The sequence below is a fragment of the Paraglaciecola marina genome (assembly GCF_004360155.1).
Taxonomy (GTDB): domain Bacteria; phylum Pseudomonadota; class Gammaproteobacteria; order Enterobacterales; family Alteromonadaceae; genus Paraglaciecola; species Paraglaciecola marina.
Genome location: NZ_SAIS01000038.1, coordinates 12,537 through 32,668 on the forward strand (window position 1 = coordinate 12,537; position 20,132 = coordinate 32,668).

At 41.7% G+C, this 20,132-nt stretch carries 16 protein-coding genes; 12 read left to right on the forward strand and 4 right to left on the reverse strand.

Going from position 1 to position 20,132, the window contains the following annotated elements; all coding sequences use genetic code 11:
* Both glyA and EOK74_RS19935 read right to left on the reverse strand, forming a co-directional pair.
* Positions 1 to 1,254, reverse strand: coding sequence for a serine hydroxymethyltransferase (gene glyA, locus EOK74_RS19930; RefSeq protein ID WP_133471879.1), 1,254 nt, complete (start codon positions 1,252 to 1,254; stop codon positions 1 to 3).
* A 334-nt stretch (positions 1,255 to 1,588) separates the two neighbouring features.
* Complete coding sequence (locus tag EOK74_RS19935) at positions 1,589 to 2,686, reverse strand: FAD-binding oxidoreductase (RefSeq protein WP_133471880.1); 1,098 nt, start codon at positions 2,684 to 2,686, stop codon at positions 1,589 to 1,591.
* A gap of 334 nt (positions 2,687 to 3,020) precedes the next feature.
* Between EOK74_RS19935 and EOK74_RS19940 the strand changes: the two genes are divergently transcribed.
* The 12 genes from EOK74_RS19940 (at position 3,021) to EOK74_RS19995 (ending at position 18,501) form a co-directional block, all read left to right on the forward strand.
* Positions 3,021 to 4,292, forward strand: coding sequence for an aromatic ring-hydroxylating oxygenase subunit alpha (locus EOK74_RS19940; protein ID WP_133471881.1), 1,272 nt, complete (start codon positions 3,021 to 3,023; stop codon positions 4,290 to 4,292).
* 438 nt (positions 4,293 to 4,730) lie between these two features.
* Positions 4,731 to 5,126, forward strand: a complete 396-nt coding sequence (locus tag EOK74_RS19945) for a RidA family protein (RefSeq protein ID WP_133471882.1) — start codon at positions 4,731 to 4,733, stop codon at positions 5,124 to 5,126.
* 232 nt (positions 5,127 to 5,358) lie between these two features.
* Positions 5,359 to 5,661: a peptidyl-tRNA hydrolase gene (locus tag EOK74_RS19950; RefSeq protein ID WP_133471883.1), complete on the forward strand. Its 303-nt coding sequence runs from the start codon at positions 5,359 to 5,361 to the stop codon at positions 5,659 to 5,661.
* 241 nt (positions 5,662 to 5,902) lie between these two features.
* Positions 5,903 to 6,289, forward strand: coding sequence for a tautomerase family protein (locus EOK74_RS19955; RefSeq protein ID WP_133471884.1), 387 nt, complete (start codon positions 5,903 to 5,905; stop codon positions 6,287 to 6,289).
* 346 nt (positions 6,290 to 6,635) lie between these two features.
* Complete coding sequence (gene gbdR / locus EOK74_RS19960; protein WP_133471885.1) at positions 6,636 to 7,709, forward strand: choline metabolism transcriptional regulator GbdR; 1,074 nt, start codon at positions 6,636 to 6,638, stop codon at positions 7,707 to 7,709.
* 325 nt (positions 7,710 to 8,034) lie between these two features.
* Positions 8,035 to 9,015 (forward strand): dipeptidase, encoded by a 981-nt coding sequence (locus EOK74_RS19965; protein ID WP_133471886.1) that lies wholly within the window; start codon positions 8,035 to 8,037, stop codon positions 9,013 to 9,015.
* A 3-nt stretch (positions 9,016 to 9,018) separates the two neighbouring features.
* Positions 9,019 to 9,549, forward strand: coding sequence for a 4-vinyl reductase (locus tag EOK74_RS19970; protein WP_133471887.1), 531 nt, complete (start codon positions 9,019 to 9,021; stop codon positions 9,547 to 9,549).
* Between the two features lie 58 nt (positions 9,550 to 9,607).
* Positions 9,608 to 11,668: a dimethylglycine demethylation protein DgcA gene (gene dgcA / locus EOK74_RS19975; RefSeq protein ID WP_133471888.1), complete on the forward strand. Its 2,061-nt coding sequence runs from the start codon at positions 9,608 to 9,610 to the stop codon at positions 11,666 to 11,668.
* A gap of 39 nt (positions 11,669 to 11,707) precedes the next feature.
* Positions 11,708 to 13,663: a (Fe-S)-binding protein gene (locus tag EOK74_RS19980; RefSeq protein WP_133471889.1), complete on the forward strand. Its 1,956-nt coding sequence runs from the start codon at positions 11,708 to 11,710 to the stop codon at positions 13,661 to 13,663.
* Positions 13,660 to 14,901, forward strand: coding sequence for an electron transfer flavoprotein subunit alpha (etfA, locus tag EOK74_RS19985; RefSeq protein WP_133471890.1), 1,242 nt, complete (start codon positions 13,660 to 13,662; stop codon positions 14,899 to 14,901). The genes EOK74_RS19980 and etfA overlap by 4 nt, the downstream gene beginning before the upstream one ends.
* Positions 14,894 to 15,706 (forward strand): adenine nucleotide alpha hydrolase family protein, encoded by an 813-nt coding sequence (locus tag EOK74_RS19990; protein WP_133471891.1) that lies wholly within the window; start codon positions 14,894 to 14,896, stop codon positions 15,704 to 15,706. The genes etfA and EOK74_RS19990 overlap by 8 nt, the downstream gene beginning before the upstream one ends.
* A gap of 455 nt (positions 15,707 to 16,161) precedes the next feature.
* Positions 16,162 to 18,501 carry a tetratricopeptide repeat-containing diguanylate cyclase gene (locus tag EOK74_RS19995; protein WP_166638808.1) on the forward strand — a complete coding sequence of 780 codons (2,340 nt, stop codon included), beginning with the start codon at positions 16,162 to 16,164 and terminating at the stop codon, positions 18,499 to 18,501.
* 146 nt (positions 18,502 to 18,647) lie between these two features.
* On the opposite strand, the gene EOK74_RS20000 is transcribed toward EOK74_RS19995, so the two are convergent.
* Positions 18,648 to 19,742, reverse strand: coding sequence for a polysaccharide lyase family 7 protein (locus tag EOK74_RS20000; protein ID WP_133471893.1), 1,095 nt, complete (start codon positions 19,740 to 19,742; stop codon positions 18,648 to 18,650).
* A 105-nt stretch (positions 19,743 to 19,847) separates the two neighbouring features.
* The gene (locus tag EOK74_RS20005) at positions 19,848 to 20,069 is read right to left on the reverse strand and encodes a hypothetical protein (protein ID WP_205964756.1); all 222 of its coding nucleotides are present in this window, start codon (positions 20,067 to 20,069) and stop codon (positions 19,848 to 19,850) included.
* Between the last annotated feature and the right edge of the window lie 63 nt (positions 20,070 to 20,132).

Consider the following 20,132-nt stretch of genomic DNA (forward strand, 5'->3'; position numbering starts at 1 on the left):
TTAACGGTAAACAGGGTTCGCTTCGCACATCACCAAGACTTTTTCTCGCACTGAGCTAATGGTGTCTTCGTTGTTTATGTCGTCTAACACATCGCATATCCAATGGGTTAAATCAGTTACTTCAGTTAGCCCAAAACCACGGCTAGTGATGGCTGGGGTACCAATGCGTAAACCACTCGTCACAAAAGGTGACTGGGGGTCGTTAGGTACTGAGTTTTTATTCACTGTGATATTGGCGCGACCTAATGCAGCATCGGCATCTTTTCCTGTTATGCCCTTGTCTATTAAATCGAGCAAAAACAAATGGTTATCTGTACCGCCAGATACCACTTTATAGCTACGTTCTTGAAATACCTTTGCCATAGCACGGGCGTTATCAATAACCTGCTGCTGATAGCTAATAAAGTTATCTTCCATAGCTTCTTTGAAAGACACAGCTTTAGCAGCAATAACATGCATTAAGGGGCCACCTTGTCCTCCGGGGAATACCGCAGAGTTAAGTTTTTTCTCAAAGGTTTCGCTGTCTTTAGATAAAATCAATCCGCCCCGTGGGCCACGCAATGTTTTATGGGTGGTAGTGGTAACAATGTCGGCAATAGGCACAGGGTTTGGATAATGCCCCGCTGCCACTAAGCCTGCTACATGGGCCATATCCACAAAAAACCATGCGCCAACTTCATCTGCAATATCGCGAAAGCGCTGCCAATCTACTACTCGTGAATAAGCAGAAAACCCAGCAATAATCATTTTAGGTTTATGCTCTTTGGCAAGTTGCGCCACTTGCTCGTAGTCTATTTCACCTGTGGTTTCGTCTAAGCCGTATTGCACTGCGTTATAGATTTTTCCTGAAAAGCTCACTTTAGAACCGTGAGTTAAATGACCACCGTGGGCCAAACTCATACCTAATACGGTATCGCCAGGTTGTAATAAGGCCATAAATACAGCCGCATTAGCTTGAGAACCAGAATGAGGCTGTACGTTTGCATAGTCGGCAGCAAATAATTCTTTGGCACGGTCAATCGCCACCTGCTCAACAATATCTACATGTTCACAACCGCCGTAATAACGTTTTGCAGGATAGCCTTCAGCGTACTTATTAGTTAACTGGGTACCTTGAGCTTGCATCACGCGGGCACTGGTATAATTTTCAGAGGCAATGAGCTCTACGTGGTCTTGTTGACGCTTTTCTTCACTCAAAATGGCTTGCCAGATTTGCTCATCGTAACCTGCAATCTGATCGTTCTTATAAAACATCCTGCTCTCTCCAGCACCTAATAACGGGTATTTTTGTCATCTATTAATTGAATGGGGCTGTGCCACTTTGTTGCATCACAGCCTAAGTATTTTCCTATTTAAACCGGGAATATTTCTGTCAGTCAGCATGACTGCTTGTGCTGCATATTAGCCCCCGAGCTTAGAGTTAATAGTTCTGCTAACGCCACAATTACGACCATTTACGACATTTTAATTGCGCCCTAAAAATGCAGAGTTTAGATAGCAAAAAACGCTAAAAACCACTCATCACAAACTAAAAAACTCCAGACCAGCCAGAGTTTTTTAACTTCATAAACCTACAAATCTACACGCTTTAGTATTCGATCGAAACATCACCTTTAGGGATACTGCAGCAACTTAAAATGTATCCATCTTCAACGTCTTCTTCGGTAATACCACCATTATGAGACATCTCTACTTCACCGGATGTCTTTTTAACAATACAGGTGCCGCACATACCCAAACCACACCCTTTAGGAATATGTAAACCCACCAGCGCCGCCGCTGTATGTACAGTTTGCTCTGCTTGAATTTTAATGGCTTTACCGCTGTTACTAAATTCAACTTGGAAGAGATCTTGGGTGTCTACCTCTAAGTTAGCGTTATCATCGGCTTGTTGCTGTGCATCAACTTGAGATTCTTCTGGCGGAGAACCAAAGCTCTCTTCATGGTAATTCGCCATATCAAAGCCAAGGCCTTCAAGCATTTCTCTAATGGCACTCATGTACACAGCTGGGCCGCAACAAAACACGGTGCGCTGCATAAAATCAGGGGCGATAATTTCTAACTTTGCACGGTCTAAAAAACCTGTGTAACCACTCCAGTTCTCACCATTTTCGTAACGCTGACACACAATATTTAAATTGAAGTTATCAATGCGCGCATCCATTAATTTCAATTCATCGTGATAAATAATATCTCTAGGAGAGCGAGCGCTATGTACAAAGTTAATATCCACATTCGCGTTAGTGTCGTACCACCATCTAGACATAGACATAAGCGGTGTAATACCCACACCACCAGACAACAACAACACCTTATCGCTGACAATATCAAAGCAGTTAAACTGCCCAACAGGCCCATGTATGGTTAGCAAGTCACCTAACTTTAGGTTGTCGTGCATCCAGTTAGATACTTCACCATAGGGGATGCGCTTAATCGTCACCGAAAAGCTATAAGGCACAGACGGAGAAGACGAAATAGTGTAACTACGAAACACCTGTTGGCCGTTAATTTCTAGCTCAAACGTCACAAACTGACCAGGCTTAAAAAAGTGCATGACTGGCGAGCTAGCCTTAAAACAAAAGGTGCGCACATCCATAGTTTCATAGATAACATTTACACACTGCACTTCGTGGCGACCGTTGGCCCAACTCTGAGTGTTAACGTCGGTTAAAAAATCCTCGCTCATAGAGAATACATTCCAAAACTAAAACTAATAGGCGCTCAATATCTTACAGTCCAGATACGGCAACTTACTCAAAAACGACAACCCTATAACCATTAACACCAGCACCAATAAATAGCTCGAGTTATAGCAGATTGCACAAATATAAGAGGAGGTCGGAATTGCAGTATAGTTTTGTCGCTTTTAGAGATGCCCTGATAACAAGGGAGCTGCAAAATCATTAAAAATATATATAAGAGCGAATGCGGGTATTGCGCTGCTCATTCAAACTCAGACTTAGCTACGACCTGAAGGCAGTAAGTTGTAGATATGGTCAAAACGGAGCATGGAATTTTTTATGGCAAACCTCAATATCATACCAAGTACGATGTTACCGATTAATAAGCAAGAGCAAATAGCTGACTGCTTAAAACATCACCCTATTAGCTATTCGCTGCCTCAGCCTTTTTATACCGAGCAAGAGAACTTTGATATTGAGATGGAGCAAATATTTCAAAAGGAATGGCTATTTGTAGGCTTAACCTGCGAAATTCCTAGAAAAGGCAACTACATTACTCAGGAAGTTGGCAACAACCCAGTTACCATAGTCAGAGATCAAAACGGTGAGGTGAAAGCATTTCACAATGTTTGTCGTCACCGTGGCTCAAAGCTATGTTTATCTAAAAAAGGGAAAGCCGCCAAATTAGTTTGTACTTACCATCAATGGATTTATGAACTAGACGGTGAACTACTCCATGCTGGTACTGACATGGGTGACGACTTTGATAAATCTAAATTCAGCTTGCACCCAGTTAATTGCCGCACTGCTGGTGGCTACATTTTTATATCTCTTAGCGACAATCCCACAAACATAGATGGATTTTTTGACGACTTAACCGACTATTTAGAACCATACGATTTAGAGAACGCCAAGGTCGCTGTTGAAAAAACCATAGTCGAAGATGCAAACTGGAAGTTAGTTATCGAAAACAACCGAGAGTGTTACCACTGTAACGGCTCCCATCCGGAATTATTAGGCTCGTTGTTAGAGTGGGACGATACAGAAGACCCCCGCGCCAGTGACGAATTCAGAGCACAAGTCGCCAGAAAACAGGCTCTGTGGGACGCTGAAAATATCCCGTACAAACATGTATCTCACGGCCACGCCATGCGCAACAGAATTGTTCGTATGCCATTAAAAGAAGGCACATTAGCCATGACAATGGACGGCAAGCTGGCGAGTAAAAAGCTAATGGGCAGGATCAAAAACCCAGATTTAGGTTCAATGCGAATATTGCATTTACCTAACTCTTGGAACCACGCTCAAAGCGACCACATAGTGGCGTTTCAGGTCAAACCAATAGGGCCAAAATTAACCGAAGTCACCACTAAATGGATTGTTCACAAAGACGCAGTTGAAGGCGTAGATTACGACCTTGATAGGCTCACCTATGTGTGGGACGAAACCAACAAACAAGACAGAACCCTAGCCGAAAACAACCAACGGGGCATTAATTCTATGGCCTATCAACCTGGGCCCTATTCCACCACATACGAATATGGCGTGGTGAATTTCATCGATTGGTTTACCCATACTATGCAACAAAACATCGCAAGCTCAGGCCAATAACCTGAGTTTGCAATACACGCTATGCAAGCAATCTCAGGCTACAATTTATTATTAACCCGCATTGCTCGAAACTAGGGGCTGCAAAACTACCAACAACCGCCGTATTTTCACAGTTACAATTTCTAGAGTTATTCTTGTCACTGTAATAACTTACCCTATGTGCCTAAAATAGCGTCTTGTATTTATACAGCAAACGTCCGAGTTTAAACATGAGATTTGCTTCTTAGCAATCAGGTTACCGAGGAAAGAATATAGAAGAGATAATAAAGTGGGCGTCATTAATTTCTAACAATGTGTTGCAGAAAGTTAGTTTAGACACTCATGATTAAACTGGGTTGTTTTGAAAAGCAGCTAAAAATAAATTGTGACTGAAACAAACTACACTTGCCCTATATTTAGGAAATTAACCATTAGCATTAATTAATAAAGGGTATCATTTTGGACGATAGAAAATTCATCACAACTGGAGCTGATTTACCTCAGTGGTCAAACCCAATTAGCCATGCTGTAGTAGTCAATAATATGTGCTTTATAAGTGGCCAATTATCAGTAAATGTTCAAGGTGAATATGTATCTGGCACTATAAAAGAAGAGGCTATGAGGGCTTTTAGTAATGTATTTTCTGCTGCTAAAGCCGCAGGATTTGATAAATCAGAAATAGTTTATGTTGATATCGCATTCTCAGATTTAACTGAAGTCCAAGACGTCAATGATATATATATGGATTTGTTTCCAGAAGGAAAAAGGCCCGCTAGGACAATTTATGAAGCTGCCGCTTTGCCTTTTGGTGGCAAAATAAAAGTAGTTGCTACTGCTGTTAAATCTATAAGGTGACGGACGAAACAAGTTATTTCGCACTTGAACACACTGATAGATTGACACTGCGAAGTAAAAGCATTTATCTTCTTAACATGAGTATATTTAAGTTCAATCAAACAGCGCATAAAACCTCAACCACGATTTGGCTGAGGGAGCTAGCGCTTGTGTGAACTTTATTGCCCGATCACCAAGAAAGCCCTCTCAGCAAAAGCAAGAGGGCTTTTTTATTTATAGAGAAGGCAACACAATGAAGATGTATATATTAATAAAAGATGATGTACCGTTAGGTTTTGCAGTTTTAGCGTCATCACATGCAGCACTAGCTGCCTACTTAAAATTCGAAGAAAAGCCAGCAATCAAAGAATGGCTTTCAGGACGATTTTACAAAGTGGTATGTAAGGTTAATCAAAAGGAGTTCGATAGAGCTAAGACTTTTGAGGACAATGTGGTGTTAACTGAGTCGGCGTTGGACAATAAGGAAGTGGCCATTGCCTTTTGCCCTAGGGAAGAGTGGCCTAAACCATTTAAATTTTATAAGCTGTTTAAATAGTCGACGCTTAAAAACAATAGGTTTGGGGCCCAATCACAAAACTATCGGGGTCAGATGAACATTAAATTAATAAGTATTGAAGTGATTTAGATGTAGTTGTCTATACTAAGGTTTTTCGTTCAGAGATAAGGATATCGAATGAGTCGCCTTCCCCGAGTTTGCCCGATTGGTTTTCCACAACATGTTATTCCAACAGCTAAAGCAGACACCCATTTTTAAAAAGTATTTGAGGAAGCCTAACATGATCGTCGTATATGGAATCAAAGAAAATCTAAACCCAATAAAATCTAGGCTCTCAGATGTTATTCATAATTCAATGCAAGCAGTATTGGGAATGCCCGAAGATAAGCGAGCTCATAGATTTATTCCTATGGATAAAGTTGATTTTTATTATCCAGTTGGTCGCTCCGACAATTATACAGTCATTGAAATAAATATGATGGAAGGCCGCCAAGTTGAAACTAAAAAAGAATTAATTAAGTCGTTATTTTCTAATATTGAATCAAAGTTAAATATTTCACCTGTTGACGTAGAAATTACCATAAAAGAGCAACCTAAACATTGTTGGGGTTTTCGCGGTATTACTGGTGATGAAGTTCAAGATTTAAAATACAAAATAAACGTATAGCTAGGCAATTTAACAGCCCCAAAAACAGCAAACAATTTACATCAGCTAAACATCTCAAAAACAATCAGCACTCTTCACCTAAATCAACAGCAAAGTTTTCCCTCATAAGTAGATATGCTCTAGCGTTACGGCAATTTTTGTGTAATAAATGAATTAGTCATTATAAATTAAGAAATGTCGTTTTTAGCCACATTAGAGACGTTATTTTTATACTGCGATTTGCCGAAGTAAATCAATAATCACTGTTCGCCTCTTAGCTTGATTTTTGGCCTTAAAACCTAAATCTGATTGGCAAAATAAGCATAAAAATAATAAATAAATTTTGGCTGGTCCGAGGAATATAACGATGGCGCTGTTAACTCCAGCATACGATGGGAAAGGTAAATCCCATCGTCATATAGGCTTTTTATTACTGCCTAATTTTACCATGATGGCACTAACATCAGCTATTGAGCCGTTACGCATGGCAAATCACTTGTCAGGTAAAAAACTGTATACCTGGGCTATGGTGAGCGCAGATGGTAACCCTGTCATCGCCAGCGACGGTGTAAGTGTTAATGTTGATGCTAGTTATGATGAGCAAAGCGACTTTAATGCAGTTATGGTTTGTGGTGGTGTGGCGGTTAAAGAAGTTATCACCAAAGCAGATATTAACTGGTTAAATGTTCAAGCTAAAAAGAAAATAATTTTAGGCGGCCTTTGTACGGGGAGTTATGCTTTAGCTAAAGCAGGCTTACTAGACGGCGTGCTATGTACTATCCACTGGGAAATGTTAGCCAGTTGGCAAGAAGACTTTCCTAAGATTAAAAGCACTAATCAATTGTATACCATTGAAGATAACCGTTGGTGTAGTTCTGGTGGTACCGCGCCTATGGATTTAATGTTGTGCTTAATAGGGAAAGCCTACGGTAAAGCCTTACAAATTGCCATTTGCGAGATGTTTTCCCACGCTAACATACGCGACGAATCTGAAATGCAGCGTATCCCGTTACAACATGTAGTAGGGGCTAAACAATCCAAGTTACAAGATATTGTGCACTTGATGGAAGCCAACATTGAAGAGCCATTGAGCTTGAATGAATTAGCAGGTTTTGTGAATTTATCGCGGCGCCAACTAGAGCGACTATTCCACCGATACTTACATTGCTCCCCTCATCGTTACTACATGCAAATTCGCCTAATGCGGGCCAAACAATTGATTAAACAAACCAATATTTCGATAATTGAAGTGGCTATCTGCTGTGGTTTTGTGTCTACCCCACATTTTAGCAAGTGCTATCGCAACGCTTTTAAAATCCCCCCCAGAGAAGAACGAGCCAACCGCGGCTTGAATTTAGATACTGCCAGCGACGAATCAACTTATGGTTCGGTAAAGGTGAAGGTAAACGAAATACCAGACGGAAAACTAGAACTCGCATAGCTGTCTAGGTGATTGCATTTAGCCTAAATGCAATCACCTACCAGCCACTCATCCCTTCATTATTGTTGCTAACCTCAAACTTTGTTTTCCCGAAATTTCCCATTTTGAGTGAGCTTAATTAAAACATGGCCATCACTTCTTAACTCAATCATTTCTATAGCTAACCACATAAATTCACCATTTTTAATTTTTATTCAAAGGCGACGCGTTTAGCAAATAACGAGTCGTAATAGCTCTAATCACGCATTTTCTCGGTGCTAGACTGACCATCAAATTATTAGTCATCAAAACCTAAAATTCGCTTAGTTTAGTTGAGGGGTCCCCAATGCAGAGTGCTCAAGAGTTACATAAAAATTCGATAATATTTGACGGTTTGGTTATCGCTAAATGGAACAGAGATTTATTTGAAGATATGCACAAAGGCGGGTTAACAGCAGCCAATTGTACCGTATCGGTTTGGGAAGGATTCAAATCTACAATTGATAATATTGTTGAATTTAACGAGTATTTTCAAAGTGATAGCGACCTTATTATGCCTGTCACTAAGACATCTGACATTGCTAAAGCAAAAGAATTGGGCAAAACCGGCATTATTTTGGGGTTTCAAAACGCCAACGCCTTTGAAGACCAAATAGGCTATGTAGAGATATTTAAAAAGCTAGGTGTAGGTATTGTACAAATGGCTTACAACACTCAAAACTTAGTGGGCACAGGTTGTTACGAACGTGATGGCGGCTTATCAGGTTTTGGCCTTGAAATTGTGGCCGAAATGAATCGTGTAGGCATTATGTGTGACCTAAGCCATGTTGGGCCGCAAACGTCTATTGAAGTAATTGAAGCCTCTACTAAGCCTGTGTGTTATTCCCACTGCTTACCCTCTGGCCTTAAAGATCATCCACGTAATAAGTCAGACGAAGAGCTTAAATTTATTGCCGACAGAAACGGCTTTATCGGCGTGACTATGTTTGCCCCTTTCCTTGCTAAAGGTATCGACTCTACCGTAGATGATTACGTAGAAGCCATAGACTATGTCATCAATATCGCGGGTGAAGACTGCGTAGGTATAGGCACTGACTTTACCCAAGGTCACGACAAAGCCTTCTTCGACATGCTAACCCACGATAAAGGATACGCTCGTAACTTGACTAACTTTGGGAAAATCGTGAACCCATTAGGTATTCGTACTTTAGGTGAGTTTCCTAACTTAACTGAAACCATGTTGAAGCACGGTTGGTCAGAGCAAAAAATCAAAAAAGTCATGGGTGACAACTGGGTTAACGTATTAAAAGAAGTGTGGGGAGAATAAGCAATGACACATCATAGTCCTGAAATGCCAATACAAGTAGACGACGAAACCGGAGTCTGGACGACAGACGCACTACCTATGCTATACGTGCCTCGTCACTTTTTTGTGAACAATCATATGGGTATTGAAGAAGAAATTGGCGCTGAAAAGTACGCAGATATTCTTTATAAAGCGGGTTACAAATCAGCATTTTACTGGTGCGAAAAAGAAGCCGAAGAACATGGCATTGAAGGTGTTGCAGTATTCGAACATTACATGAAACGTCTATCGCAACGTGGCTGGGGATTTTTTATCACTGAATCACTAGATTTAGAAGCAGGCACTGCCCGAGTACGTTTAGAAAACTCCGCTTTTGTGTACCAGTACGGCAAGGTTAATCGCAAAGTAGATTACATGTTTACCGGTTGGTTTGCAGGCGCTATGGATCAAATTGCCGCAAGCTTAGGCTACACAGTAAAAACCAAAGCTATACAAACCCAATGCGCTGCTGAAGACGGTTGCGAATTTGGCATTTTTGAGGTGTCGCCCCTTTAAGCGGGCGGCTATCGACATTCATTTAACACCACCACTATAAATCCTCTGAGGAACACCCATGGCGCAGTTTGACGCATTATTTAAGCCATTAGCAATCAACCAACTCACTATACGCAACAGAGTCGTGAGTACGGCACACGCAGAAGTTTATGCTACCGAAGGCGGCATGACCACAGAGCGATACGTGAAATATTACGAAGAAAAAGCCAAAGGCGGTGTTGGCCTGTGTATTTGTGGTGGTTCAAGTGTGGTGTCCATAGACAGCCCTCAAGGGTGGTGGAAATCTGTCAACTTATCCACAGACCGTATTATTCCTCACTTTCAAAATTTAGCAGACGCGGTGCATAAGCATGGCGGCAAAATAATGATCCAAATTACCCATATGGGACGTCGTTCTCGTTGGGATGGTGGCAACTGGAGCACCTTAGTCAGCCCAAGTGGTATACGTGAACCGGTTCACAGAGCGACCTGTAAGACCATTGAAATAGAAGAGATGCAGCGCATCATTGCTGACTTTGCAAAAGCTGCGGGGCGCGCTAAAGCCGGAGGCCTAGACGGTGTCGAGCTGTCGGCTGTGCATCAACACTTAATCGACCAATTCTGGAGCCCAAGGGTTAACAGACGTACCGATGAATGGGGTGGAAGCTTCGAAAACCGCATGCGTTTTGGTTTAGAAGTACTCAAGGCAGTACGGGCTGAAGTAGGCCGTGACTTTGCAGTAGGCATGCGCATCACTGGTGATGAGTTTCACGCTGATGGCTTAAATCATGATGACATGAAAGAAATCGCCGCTTATTACAACAAAACTGGGCTGGTAGATTTTTTCGGTGTAGTGGGGTCTGGTTGTGATACTCACAATACCTTAGCGAACGTAATTCCTAATATGAGTTACCCACCAGAGCCATTTTTGCATTTAGCGGCTGGCATAAAAGAAGTAGTAGACGTACCGGTTATTCATGCACAAAACATTAAAGATCCAAACCAAGCTCAGCGTATATTAGAAGCTGGCTATGTGGATTTTGTAGGCATGACCCGAGCCCATATTGCCGACCCGCACCTCATCGCAAAAATTAAACTTAATCAGGTGGACCAGATTAAACAGTGTGTGGGCGCTAACTACTGCATAGATCGCCAGTATCAAGGCTTAGATGTGTTGTGTATTCAAAACGCCGCTACGTCTCGCGAGTCGACTATGCCGCACATTATTGAGAAAACCACAGGGGTGATCCGTAAAGTTGTAATTATTGGCGGTGGCCCAGCAGGTATGGAAGCCGCCCGAGTCTCTGCCGAGCGTGGCCACAAGGTGACCTTAATTGAAAAAAATGCTGAGCTAGGTGGACAAATTACCATTGCCGCTAAAGCGCCACAGCGAGATCAAATTGCCGGTATCACCCGTTGGTTTGCACTAGAGTTAGCCCGTTTAGGGGTAGATATACAACTAAATACTGCCGCAGACGAAGCCAGTATCCGCGCACTTAATGCAGACGTAGTAATTCTGGCCACAGGAGCTAGGCCTTTTATTGATCAAAACCCACATTGGGGCGCGGATGAAGGTTTAGTGGTTAGCTCTTGGGATATTTTGAACGGTGATGTGGCTCCAGGTAAAAATGTATTGGTATACGACACTATTTGCGAATTCAGCGGTTTGTCGGTAGCAGACTTTTTGGCCCATAACGGTTCGCAGGTTGAAGTGGTTACCGATGATATAAAACCCGGCGCTGCAGTGGGCGGTACAACCTTTCCCACTTACTACCGCAGTTTGTATGAGCGTGAAGTTATCATGACCTCTGACTTGTTACTTGAAAAAGTCTACCGCGAAGACGACAAGCTAGTCGCTGTGTTAGAAAACGAATACACCGCTCAACAAGAAGAACGAGTGGTAGATCAAATCGTAGTTGAAAACGGTACGCGCCCCGACGAACTTTTATATTTTCAACTAAAACAAGACTCTCGTAACAAAGGTCAAATAGATATTGAAACCTTGTATGACGCAAAGCCTCAGCCACTGCTAGACGAGCCCTCTGATGGTTATTTGTTATATAGAATTGGGGATTGTGTGGCCCAGCGTAATACGCACGCAGCCATTTACGATGCCTTACGTTTGTGTAAAGACTTTTAGCGAATATGACCGCCATATTGTGGGGTAGGAGGCATCATTATGGTTGCTGATTTTTTACCAAATTTGATATCCATATTAATCTTGGTGTCTGTAGTGCTGGCTATTGTTGGTGCCGTGCGCCGCGTAAAGCTATGGCGTCAAGGCCAGCCATCAACTATTCACTGGGCAGGTTTGTTAGCCATCCCAAGGCGCTACCTAGTTGACTTGCATCATGTGGTGTCTAGCGACAAGTATATCTCAAATACCCATGTTGCAACCGCTGGCGGATTTGTCCTCACAATTATATCTGTCGTATTAATTTATCTGTTAGGGATCAGCGGCAGTATTCTAAATTATGCCCTGCTTACCTCTAGTGCGTTGATGTTTGTGGGCGCAGTGTTTGTATTACTTAGGCGTCGCAACCCACCCGCTAATTTATCTAGAGGCCCTTGGTCTCGCCTACCTTTTAGTTTATTGATATTTTCCTCAAGCTTTTTTGTTTTGACCTTACCCGCCACAGGCAAACTACCTGCAGATACAGGTGGCTGGATGCTAGCCATAATGCTATTAGTTGGCATAGCGTGGGGGGTGGGAGAGATGTTTTTAGGTATGACATGGGGCGGCCCAATGAAACACGCCTTCGCTGGTGCCTTGCATTTAGGATTGCACAGACGCCAAGAACGTTTTGGTGGTGGCCGTTCAACAGGATTAAAAAGCCTAAACCTACAAAAAGATAAACTAGGGGTAGAGAAAGCCGATGATTTTAAGTGGAACCAACTCCTTAGTTTTGACGCCTGCGTAGAGTGCGGGCGCTGTGAAAAAGCCTGTCCCGCCTTTGCTGCTGGGCAACCTCTAAATCCAAAAAAGTTAATTCAAGATATGGTTGTTGGCATGGCTGGCGGTAGCGATGCAAACTTTGCTGGTAGCCCATACCCAGGCGTTGATGTGGGCACACAACCCGCAAGCACTTACAAAGGCGGCGAAATCATCCCCATTATTGACGTACTGGTGCCTGCTAAGACAGTATGGTCGTGCACCACGTGCCGAGCTTGTGTACAAGAATGCCCCATGATGATTGAGCACGTAGATGCCATAGTGGATATGCGCCGTTTCGAAACCTTAGAAAAAGGCCAAACACCCGGTAAAGGCGCTGAAGTTTTAGAAAACCTAAAAACCACAGACAACCCAAATGGCTATGCACCAGAGAGCAGAATGAACTGGGCTGCAGACCAAAACCTTGCGGTATTTGGTGAACATGTGCAACAAGCTGATGTACTACTTTGGATTGGCGATGCAGCGTTTGATATGCGCAACCAACGAACGCTGCGAGCTATGGTGAGTTTGTTAAGGGCTGCCAATATAGACTTTGCCGTGTTAGGTGATAAAGAATGCGATAGTGGTGATTCTGCCCGTAGATTAGGCGATGAAGCGACCTTTCAGCGCTTAGCTAAAACTAACATAACCACGATGCAACAGTATCAGTTTAAGCACATAGTCACAGCCGATCCCCATGCCTTTCATTGCCTTAAAAATGAATACCAAGACTTTGGTGGACACTATGATGTATATCACCACACTGGCTTTTTTGCAGACTTAGTGAAAACAGAAAAAATCAAGCTAGATAACAAAAAAGAGCTGTCTTTGACCTATCACGACCCCTGTTATTTAGGTCGATACAATGGCGAATACGATGCACCTCGTTATTTACTAGAAGCCATGGGAATTCAAATTAAAGAAATGGAGCGCAGTAAAACCAAAGCCAGATGTTGTGGCGGCGGCGGTGGCGCACCTGTTACCGATATTCCCGGCACTCAACGTATACCTGACATGCGTATGGACGATGCCAAATCCACCAGCGCTGAAATTATTGCGGTGGGATGTCCCCAGTGTAGCCTAATGCTTGAAGGGGTAGTTGAACCCCGACCAGACGTAAAAGATATTGCCGAGCTAATGCTTGATGCCTTGTCTGTACAAGATTCGCCGCTAGAAATTAGCCTAGTTGAGACCCACCCATGAGTGATATTTTTCGTCGTGACCCTAGGGCCGAGTGGATCGCTCGTAATAGATTACACCCGCAACATGTGCCCCAAGAGCCACTGGTATTGCGAGGCCCAACTGGGCTATTACGTAAAAACCCACACAAGATCGGCTTTATTGGTCCTAATGGTATTAAACGTATCGACCGCTCTGGTGCCAGTAATGCAAATCAATTAGGGCGTAAAGCAGCCAAACAAGTAGAGGTTGAATTACCTTTACACCAAGTAGATAGCCCAGATTTCAATATTTTGGTGGCAGTAGATGCTGTTGGAGGGCGTTTATCTAGCCATGATAGAGATACCCTAGGGTTAGCTCATACCTTAGCTAACAAGGGTGATGAGAAAGGCGCCGTAATTGCAGTGTTTTTTGATGACATTACCGAAGAAAACTTAGAAACCGCTGGCATAGATAGCCTGATACATTTTGATGATAAGGGTTACAAAAGTTACAACCCAGAACAGCGCTGTGCTGACTTATGTGAACTGGTTACCACGCTTCGCCCAAAACACATTTTATTACCAGACAGCATAAATGGTGGTGCAGATTTAGGCAGACGTTTAGCCGCAAAGATGAATGTTCGCCCTGCATGTAACGTTTGGAAAGTCACAGGCGACCAATTGATATGTCGTGGCGGTGCAGGTAAAACCGACATCACCCGCCCCCTCTCTAAATTGCTACTGGTGATGGAAGAATGCAGCGAACCAGTCAGTGACACTCGGCACCAAAATATGCCATTGTCGGTGGATGTAAATGCTCAATGTCAGCTTAAAATTCAAGACTTAGGGAACATCAGCGTTGACCCTAACGAGATTAACCTAGCCGAAGCTGGCTTTATACTTTCTGGTGGAAACGGCATTACCGACTGGCCTAAATTCCATTTAGCTGCAAAAACCTTAGGTGCCACCGAAGGGGCGAGCCGCGTAGCAGTAGACGATGGCTTTATGCCAAGAGAGAGGCAAGTAGGCGCAACGGGCACTTGGGTAACAGCTAAAGTGTATATTGCCGTGGGGATCTCAGGTGCCATCCAACATATGCAAGGCATAGGTCAGTGTCACAAGGTAGTTGCAATCAATAGTGATGATAGTTGCGACATGGTGAAGCGTGCCGATTTGAGTGCTATTGGTGATAGCAGCGAAATTTTGGACGAATTACTCAATCTAATGCAAGGTGACACCGGCCTATCTGAACAAGGTAACACTGAGGTTAAATATGCTTAAGGATATTTCTAAAACCACCTCTAAAAACATCAAAATGTCTGTTCTGATATCTGTAGGTGAACACCCATTATCTGCAAGACCCCGTCGAGCTGAACAAGACGCAAGAGCCTTAGAGTTAGGACTAAAGTTAGCACCCGAAAGCCTGAAAATTTTATATGCAGGTTCAACGGGTGACTCAGCAGCTACAGAGGTTTTAAAAGAATACATGGGCATGGGAATAGACCAATTAGAGGTATTAGATGTTCCGCCTAAAACAGATGTAACCTTGCCTTTATTGGAAAAGCTGCAACAGGATTGTCCTGATGTGGTGCTAACGGGAATACGTGCAGAAAACGGCGAATCATCAGGCATGTTACCTTACCTCTTAAGTGAACAGCTAAACATGGCTATGGTGCCAGCAATCACAGATATTTTATGCATCGATAAAACAACTGGTTTCGCTGAAGTATTGCAAGCCCTGCCAAGAGGACAAAGACGTAAGGTAAAAGTAAACTTACCCTTTATTGCCTCGGTAGATATGGCCGCTGCAGCCCCGAGGCAGAGTGCTTACGGTAGTGCCATGCGAGGGCATTTAAAAATAGATCCAGTTACACGTACCATGCATGACGCAGAACAAGAACAGTGGCAAATAAGCCCAGCCCAAGCTAGACCTAAAAGACTCAAAATTGTAAAGGCAAAAACCGCAGCCGACCGTTTTAAAGCTGCGACAGCCAAGGTACAAGGTGGTTCGGGTAAAGTGATTTACGATAATAAAGAATCAGCAGAAGCTATTCTAAAACTGCTAAAAGATGAAAAGGTGCTGTAGCGGTAAAGTCAAATAAAGTCGTAAGAAATTCGAAAGAGTATAATCAGCTCTCGCATGTTAGAGAGCTGATTATTCACACTGCAACACAGCAAACGTTTATGACCTCGGACTTTGTCTTATGATTTTAGTTGTCTAGTTAACTTGATTCTGGCTATTACCACTGACTCGTCCAAGAATATAACCAGATAATCCACCCAATAATAATGATGGCAACCAGTACACAAAAAGCAATGCTTATTAAACTTCTAAAGCTGTTTCTCTCTTCCTCAATATTAAGCATGTTGGCAATTTTTTGATAGTGCTGCATTTTGCAAAAGAGTGAATAAATTACCTATATGTAACCGTTAATACATTTAATTACTATCTCATACCTTTATTGGCTTATAATTAAGCTAAACTGCTGAATCTTTTACAATTGTTTGGAAGTACTTGAATACATGCATTTTTGTGTAACCATGCCTAAGCCTCAACTATTAGTTATCAGTTTATTGATTTTACTGAGCCTAATTATATTTGATGCTCAGGCCCAAGTAAGTGGCAAAACACTCCAGCTACAGACCGACAAGGTTTCTGAAAAGCTGCGACTAAAAGATGCTAAAGCGCTTCGTTTTAAACACCCAAATACAAGTCTTGAGTTAGCTAATGAGGCACTTGAACTAGCAAAAAACAATAATAATGACTCGATAATTGCACAATCTCATTCATTGTTAGCAAGGTTGTTAAGTAAGCAGTTAAATGAACCTACAGAAGCCAAACATCATTTTTACCAAGCCATTCAAATCTATGACGAATTAGACAAAAAAAAGAATCAAATTTCAGATTCAATAGAATATGCTGATTTGTTTTTTAAAGAGAAAGACTTTAACACTGGGCACAAAATCATAGACGAAGCACTATCAGTAGCTTTGATACACGGTAACAATTTATTGATTGCCAAAACGCTACTTAGAAAAGGGCAAGCATTTTATGACAATCAAGCTTACTTAAAAGCAGAAGATAAATTTTTAGATTCATTGGATTATTTAGACGCCCAAGATGTTGATAGCAAAACTCTAAAAGCGGCGGTATTTCACCAATTAGGGCAAGTTAATAAAAGACTTCAAAGGCATGAGAACACAGCGGATTTTCACAAGCTTGCATTAGAGATACATCAGTCTCTAGAAAACAATGTAATGATTGCGCGGGCGCTGAAAAATGTGGCTAGTGCTGAGTTCAAGAAACAAAATTATTTAGAGGCCCTTGATTACGCAATGCGCGGAATTAATTTACATAAGGATATTGATGAGCCCAGCGAACATGCGGAGCTATTAACCGTTATAGGCTTGACGTACCGCAATCTCAATCGTTATGAAACTGCCATTGAGCATCTGATTGACGCGCAGAAAATATACAAAAAACTAGGTAAACTAGGAAAAGTAGCTGATAACTCTAACCAAATTGGTTTTTTGTACACTAGGTTAGAAAAGCATCAACAAGCTTACGAATTTTATAAAGTGTCGTTAACGCTACCTCAAGACCAAGTACCTTTAAAAACTCTCGCCTCCTCGTATAGAGAAATAGCCTTTATTGAATTAGAATTAAAGCACTATGATGTCGCTTTAAATATGGCAAGCAAAGCCTATAAGGTTTACAAAGAGAACAATAACCCAAGTAAACAAAGCATTACTGCACGTATTATTGGAGAGGTTTATTATCAAAAAAGAAACGTCTCCAAAGCACTTACCTTTTATCAAGAAGCTTTATCTTTAGCCACACAAACAAGTAGCCAAGTAGATCATGTCAAAGCCTTAAATAAATTGGGCGAACTATATATCCAAACAGATAGATTGAAAGCAAAGCCAATTTTTCTTGAAGCCCTAGGCATATCTGAAGATGCATCACTGTTACCCGAAAAAGCTGCAGCCTATAGAGGTTTGATAAAGCTTGAGCAGCTCGCTGAAAACTATAAAAAAGCTTTGGATTATTCAAAGCAATTAACTGCAACAACGGAACAGATATATCAAAGTCGAGAACAACAACGACTTGTTGTAGAAAAAGCTAAACTTGACTCCCATATCATGGAAACCGAATTAATCTCTTTAAGAGAGCAATCTAGTTATGACAAACTTGCATTAGAAAAAAACAACAACAAAATCAAAATTTCCCAACAAAAAAATATGATCGCGGAGTTAGAGCTTTCAAAGAATCGTTACGCAACTCTACTATTAGCGGTACTGTTATTTTTATGTGTTTGTGCTGCAATATACTTTTATCGAACACTTGGACTATCTAGAAAACACAATAAAGTATTAGATTATCAAGCCACCCATGACCCACTAACTGACAGCTTAAACCGCAGAGGACTATTCAATATAATCGAACAGGACTTTAAAACTGATAAAAATTCTGTGATATTGGCAGATATTGACCATTTCAAGAGTGTTAATGACACTTTTGGTCACGACGCCGGTGACGAAGTACTCCGTGCTTTTGTAGACATTATTAAGTCTTGTGTCCGTGACAATGATATTGTTGCTCGCTTTGGGGGCGAAGAGTTTTGCATTGTACTGACTGATCTAGAGCAAAGCCGTGTTGAAAGTATTGCCGAAAATATACGTTTTAAAACAGAAACCGCAGAGTTCATTAAACCTGTTAATGGTCTGCCCCCTACCATAACCTGCAGCTTTGGTGTTGCGTTAGCGGGAGATAGCCTTGTTTTGCCTAGCGAATTAATATCTAAAGCGGATAAAGCTTTATATAAAGCTAAAAAAGACGGACGGAATAAAGTTGTTGTATGGTCAAATGCTCTAGTTTAAAGCTACTTGAACTATGGCTAATAGTTAAATTAGCTGAATAAGCAAAGCTAATAATTCAAGTTAAAACCTGATAATCCACTTTTGCTTTTTTCACAAAAAAAACGGGCTATTAAAGCCCGTTTTATTATTTATAGATAACCGAGAAGTTATTCAGAAGCTGAAGTTACCCCATGGCCTTCTCGTGGCGGCTCGCTTTCAGTCACAACCAGTTTTGAAAAAGTCACACTTGAATAGTCACCGTTAGCTTTGTCTTCTTCCCAGATACCTGTTCCTGGACATGCTGGATACCAAAACCCAGGATCATCTTTAGCACTACACTGGTTATAGGCACCAGCCTTGAAGTAATTGAAATCTAAGGTGTATCCATAAGGGTGGTCTAATTTATCTAACTCACCGTAAGCGTTCACACCATTCGCTAGGTTAATGGCATATTCGACTGTGTCATGTCCTTCGGCTTCAAAGGTTAAATACATGATATCTTTATGAACATTTACCACATAACTAAACTCATCGCCCAATGACAAGCCTTGCTTTCCTGGGTCTTCAGAGTTTAACCAAGTATTCCCCCAAACTGGATAAGCAATATCTATACGGTTAGGATCGTCTTTTGGTAGGTTTCTCTCGTAGGTCCAAAAAACAGAGCCTTTTTCATGACCTGGACGTTTCTTAAAATAAATTTTTAGAGGCTCATTACCCCAGCCAAATCCTTTGACCGGCTTGTCCCACTTAGTGGCATGAATTTGACCCACAACAACCGAAAACGCAGGAGCTTTTTCTGGGTATTTTGCCCTTACAGAAACATGGTTCACTTTCAGAGTCGCAGCTAGCTTCCCGCCAATTCTTTTAAACTTTTTAGCTATCGGATTGCTCGCAACCGTAAAGTTATTTTTAGGAGAGTGAGTTTTGTGGCGGGTAGATTTGCCACGTAACATATGACGTAATTCACTACGTGTATTAGTCGTGTTTTTAGTAGTTGTAGCCTTATTTGGTGTAGTAAACACCATACCACCTTCATCATCTAAATAGAAAAAGTCTGGATGCTCAAAGTCTTGGATCTTTTTAACAGATACTGAGTCTGGCTTGCCATCATTATTTTCATCTGTCGGCAGCGTGATATTCCACTCGCTCAAATCAAATTTATCGGCTGGCACATCTGCAAGTGCAGTTTCAGTAATACATGCAGTCAACAATAGCGTTACTACCATTCTTTTATATTTTAGGTACTTAGAAAAAGCTTTCATAAAATCTCATTATTCGTAGGGTATAAAAACGTAAAATATTTAAACTGTGCCTTATCCGTAAGATCTTTATTTCTATTCCCTTAAACACTATGTTAACAAATAAACTCATTTAGCTCTAACTTCCCTTAAATCTAAACTAATCTTCTGCAATGCCGCCGGGTCGAATGCTGGTCGCCTCGTTTCATCATTTTGATACTTAGAGTCGAGCTTATCTTCAATCAAATGGTGAATGGCATACTCAAACGTATCTGTTTGAAGTTGGTCTAGGAAGTTAATCACTACCATAGTGTTTTGCTGATAATTGAGTGGAATAAAACGTGGCCTCACCAAGGCTCCTATGCCTAATTGATAATACCTATTTGATCACAAACCATGATCTGAGGGAAGTAA

Bases quoted from the DNA above. Each gene is read 5' to 3' on its own strand.
- EOK74_RS19965 (WP_133471886.1), top strand. From the start codon at position 8,035: ATGCAGAGTGCTCAAGAGTTACATAAAAATTCGATAATATTTGACGGT.
- EOK74_RS19940 (WP_133471881.1), top strand. From the start codon at position 3,021: ATGGCAAACCTCAATATCATACCAAGTACGATGTTACCGATTAATAAG.
- gbdR (WP_133471885.1), top strand. From the start codon at position 6,636: ATGGCGCTGTTAACTCCAGCATACGATGGGAAAGGTAAATCCCATCGT.
- EOK74_RS19970 (WP_133471887.1), top strand. From the start codon at position 9,019: ATGACACATCATAGTCCTGAAATGCCAATACAAGTAGACGACGAAACC.
- EOK74_RS19950 (WP_133471883.1), top strand. From the start codon at position 5,359: ATGAAGATGTATATATTAATAAAAGATGATGTACCGTTAGGTTTTGCA.
- dgcA (WP_133471888.1), top strand. From the start codon at position 9,608: ATGGCGCAGTTTGACGCATTATTTAAGCCATTAGCAATCAACCAACTC.
- EOK74_RS19955 (WP_133471884.1), top strand. From the start codon at position 5,903: ATGATCGTCGTATATGGAATCAAAGAAAATCTAAACCCAATAAAATCT.
- etfA (WP_133471890.1), top strand. From the start codon at position 13,660: ATGAGTGATATTTTTCGTCGTGACCCTAGGGCCGAGTGGATCGCTCGT.
- EOK74_RS19990 (WP_133471891.1), top strand. From the start codon at position 14,894: ATGCTTAAGGATATTTCTAAAACCACCTCTAAAAACATCAAAATGTCT.
- EOK74_RS19935 (WP_133471880.1), bottom strand. From the start codon at position 2,686: ATGAGCGAGGATTTTTTAACCGACGTTAACACTCAGAGTTGGGCCAAC.
- EOK74_RS19995 (WP_166638808.1), top strand. From the start codon at position 16,162: ATGCCTAAGCCTCAACTATTAGTTATCAGTTTATTGATTTTACTGAGC.
- glyA (WP_133471879.1), bottom strand. From the start codon at position 1,254: ATGTTTTATAAGAACGATCAGATTGCAGGTTACGATGAGCAAATCTGG.
- EOK74_RS19980 (WP_133471889.1), top strand. From the start codon at position 11,708: ATGGTTGCTGATTTTTTACCAAATTTGATATCCATATTAATCTTGGTG.
- EOK74_RS20000 (WP_133471893.1), bottom strand. From the start codon at position 19,742: ATGAAAGCTTTTTCTAAGTACCTAAAATATAAAAGAATGGTAGTAACG.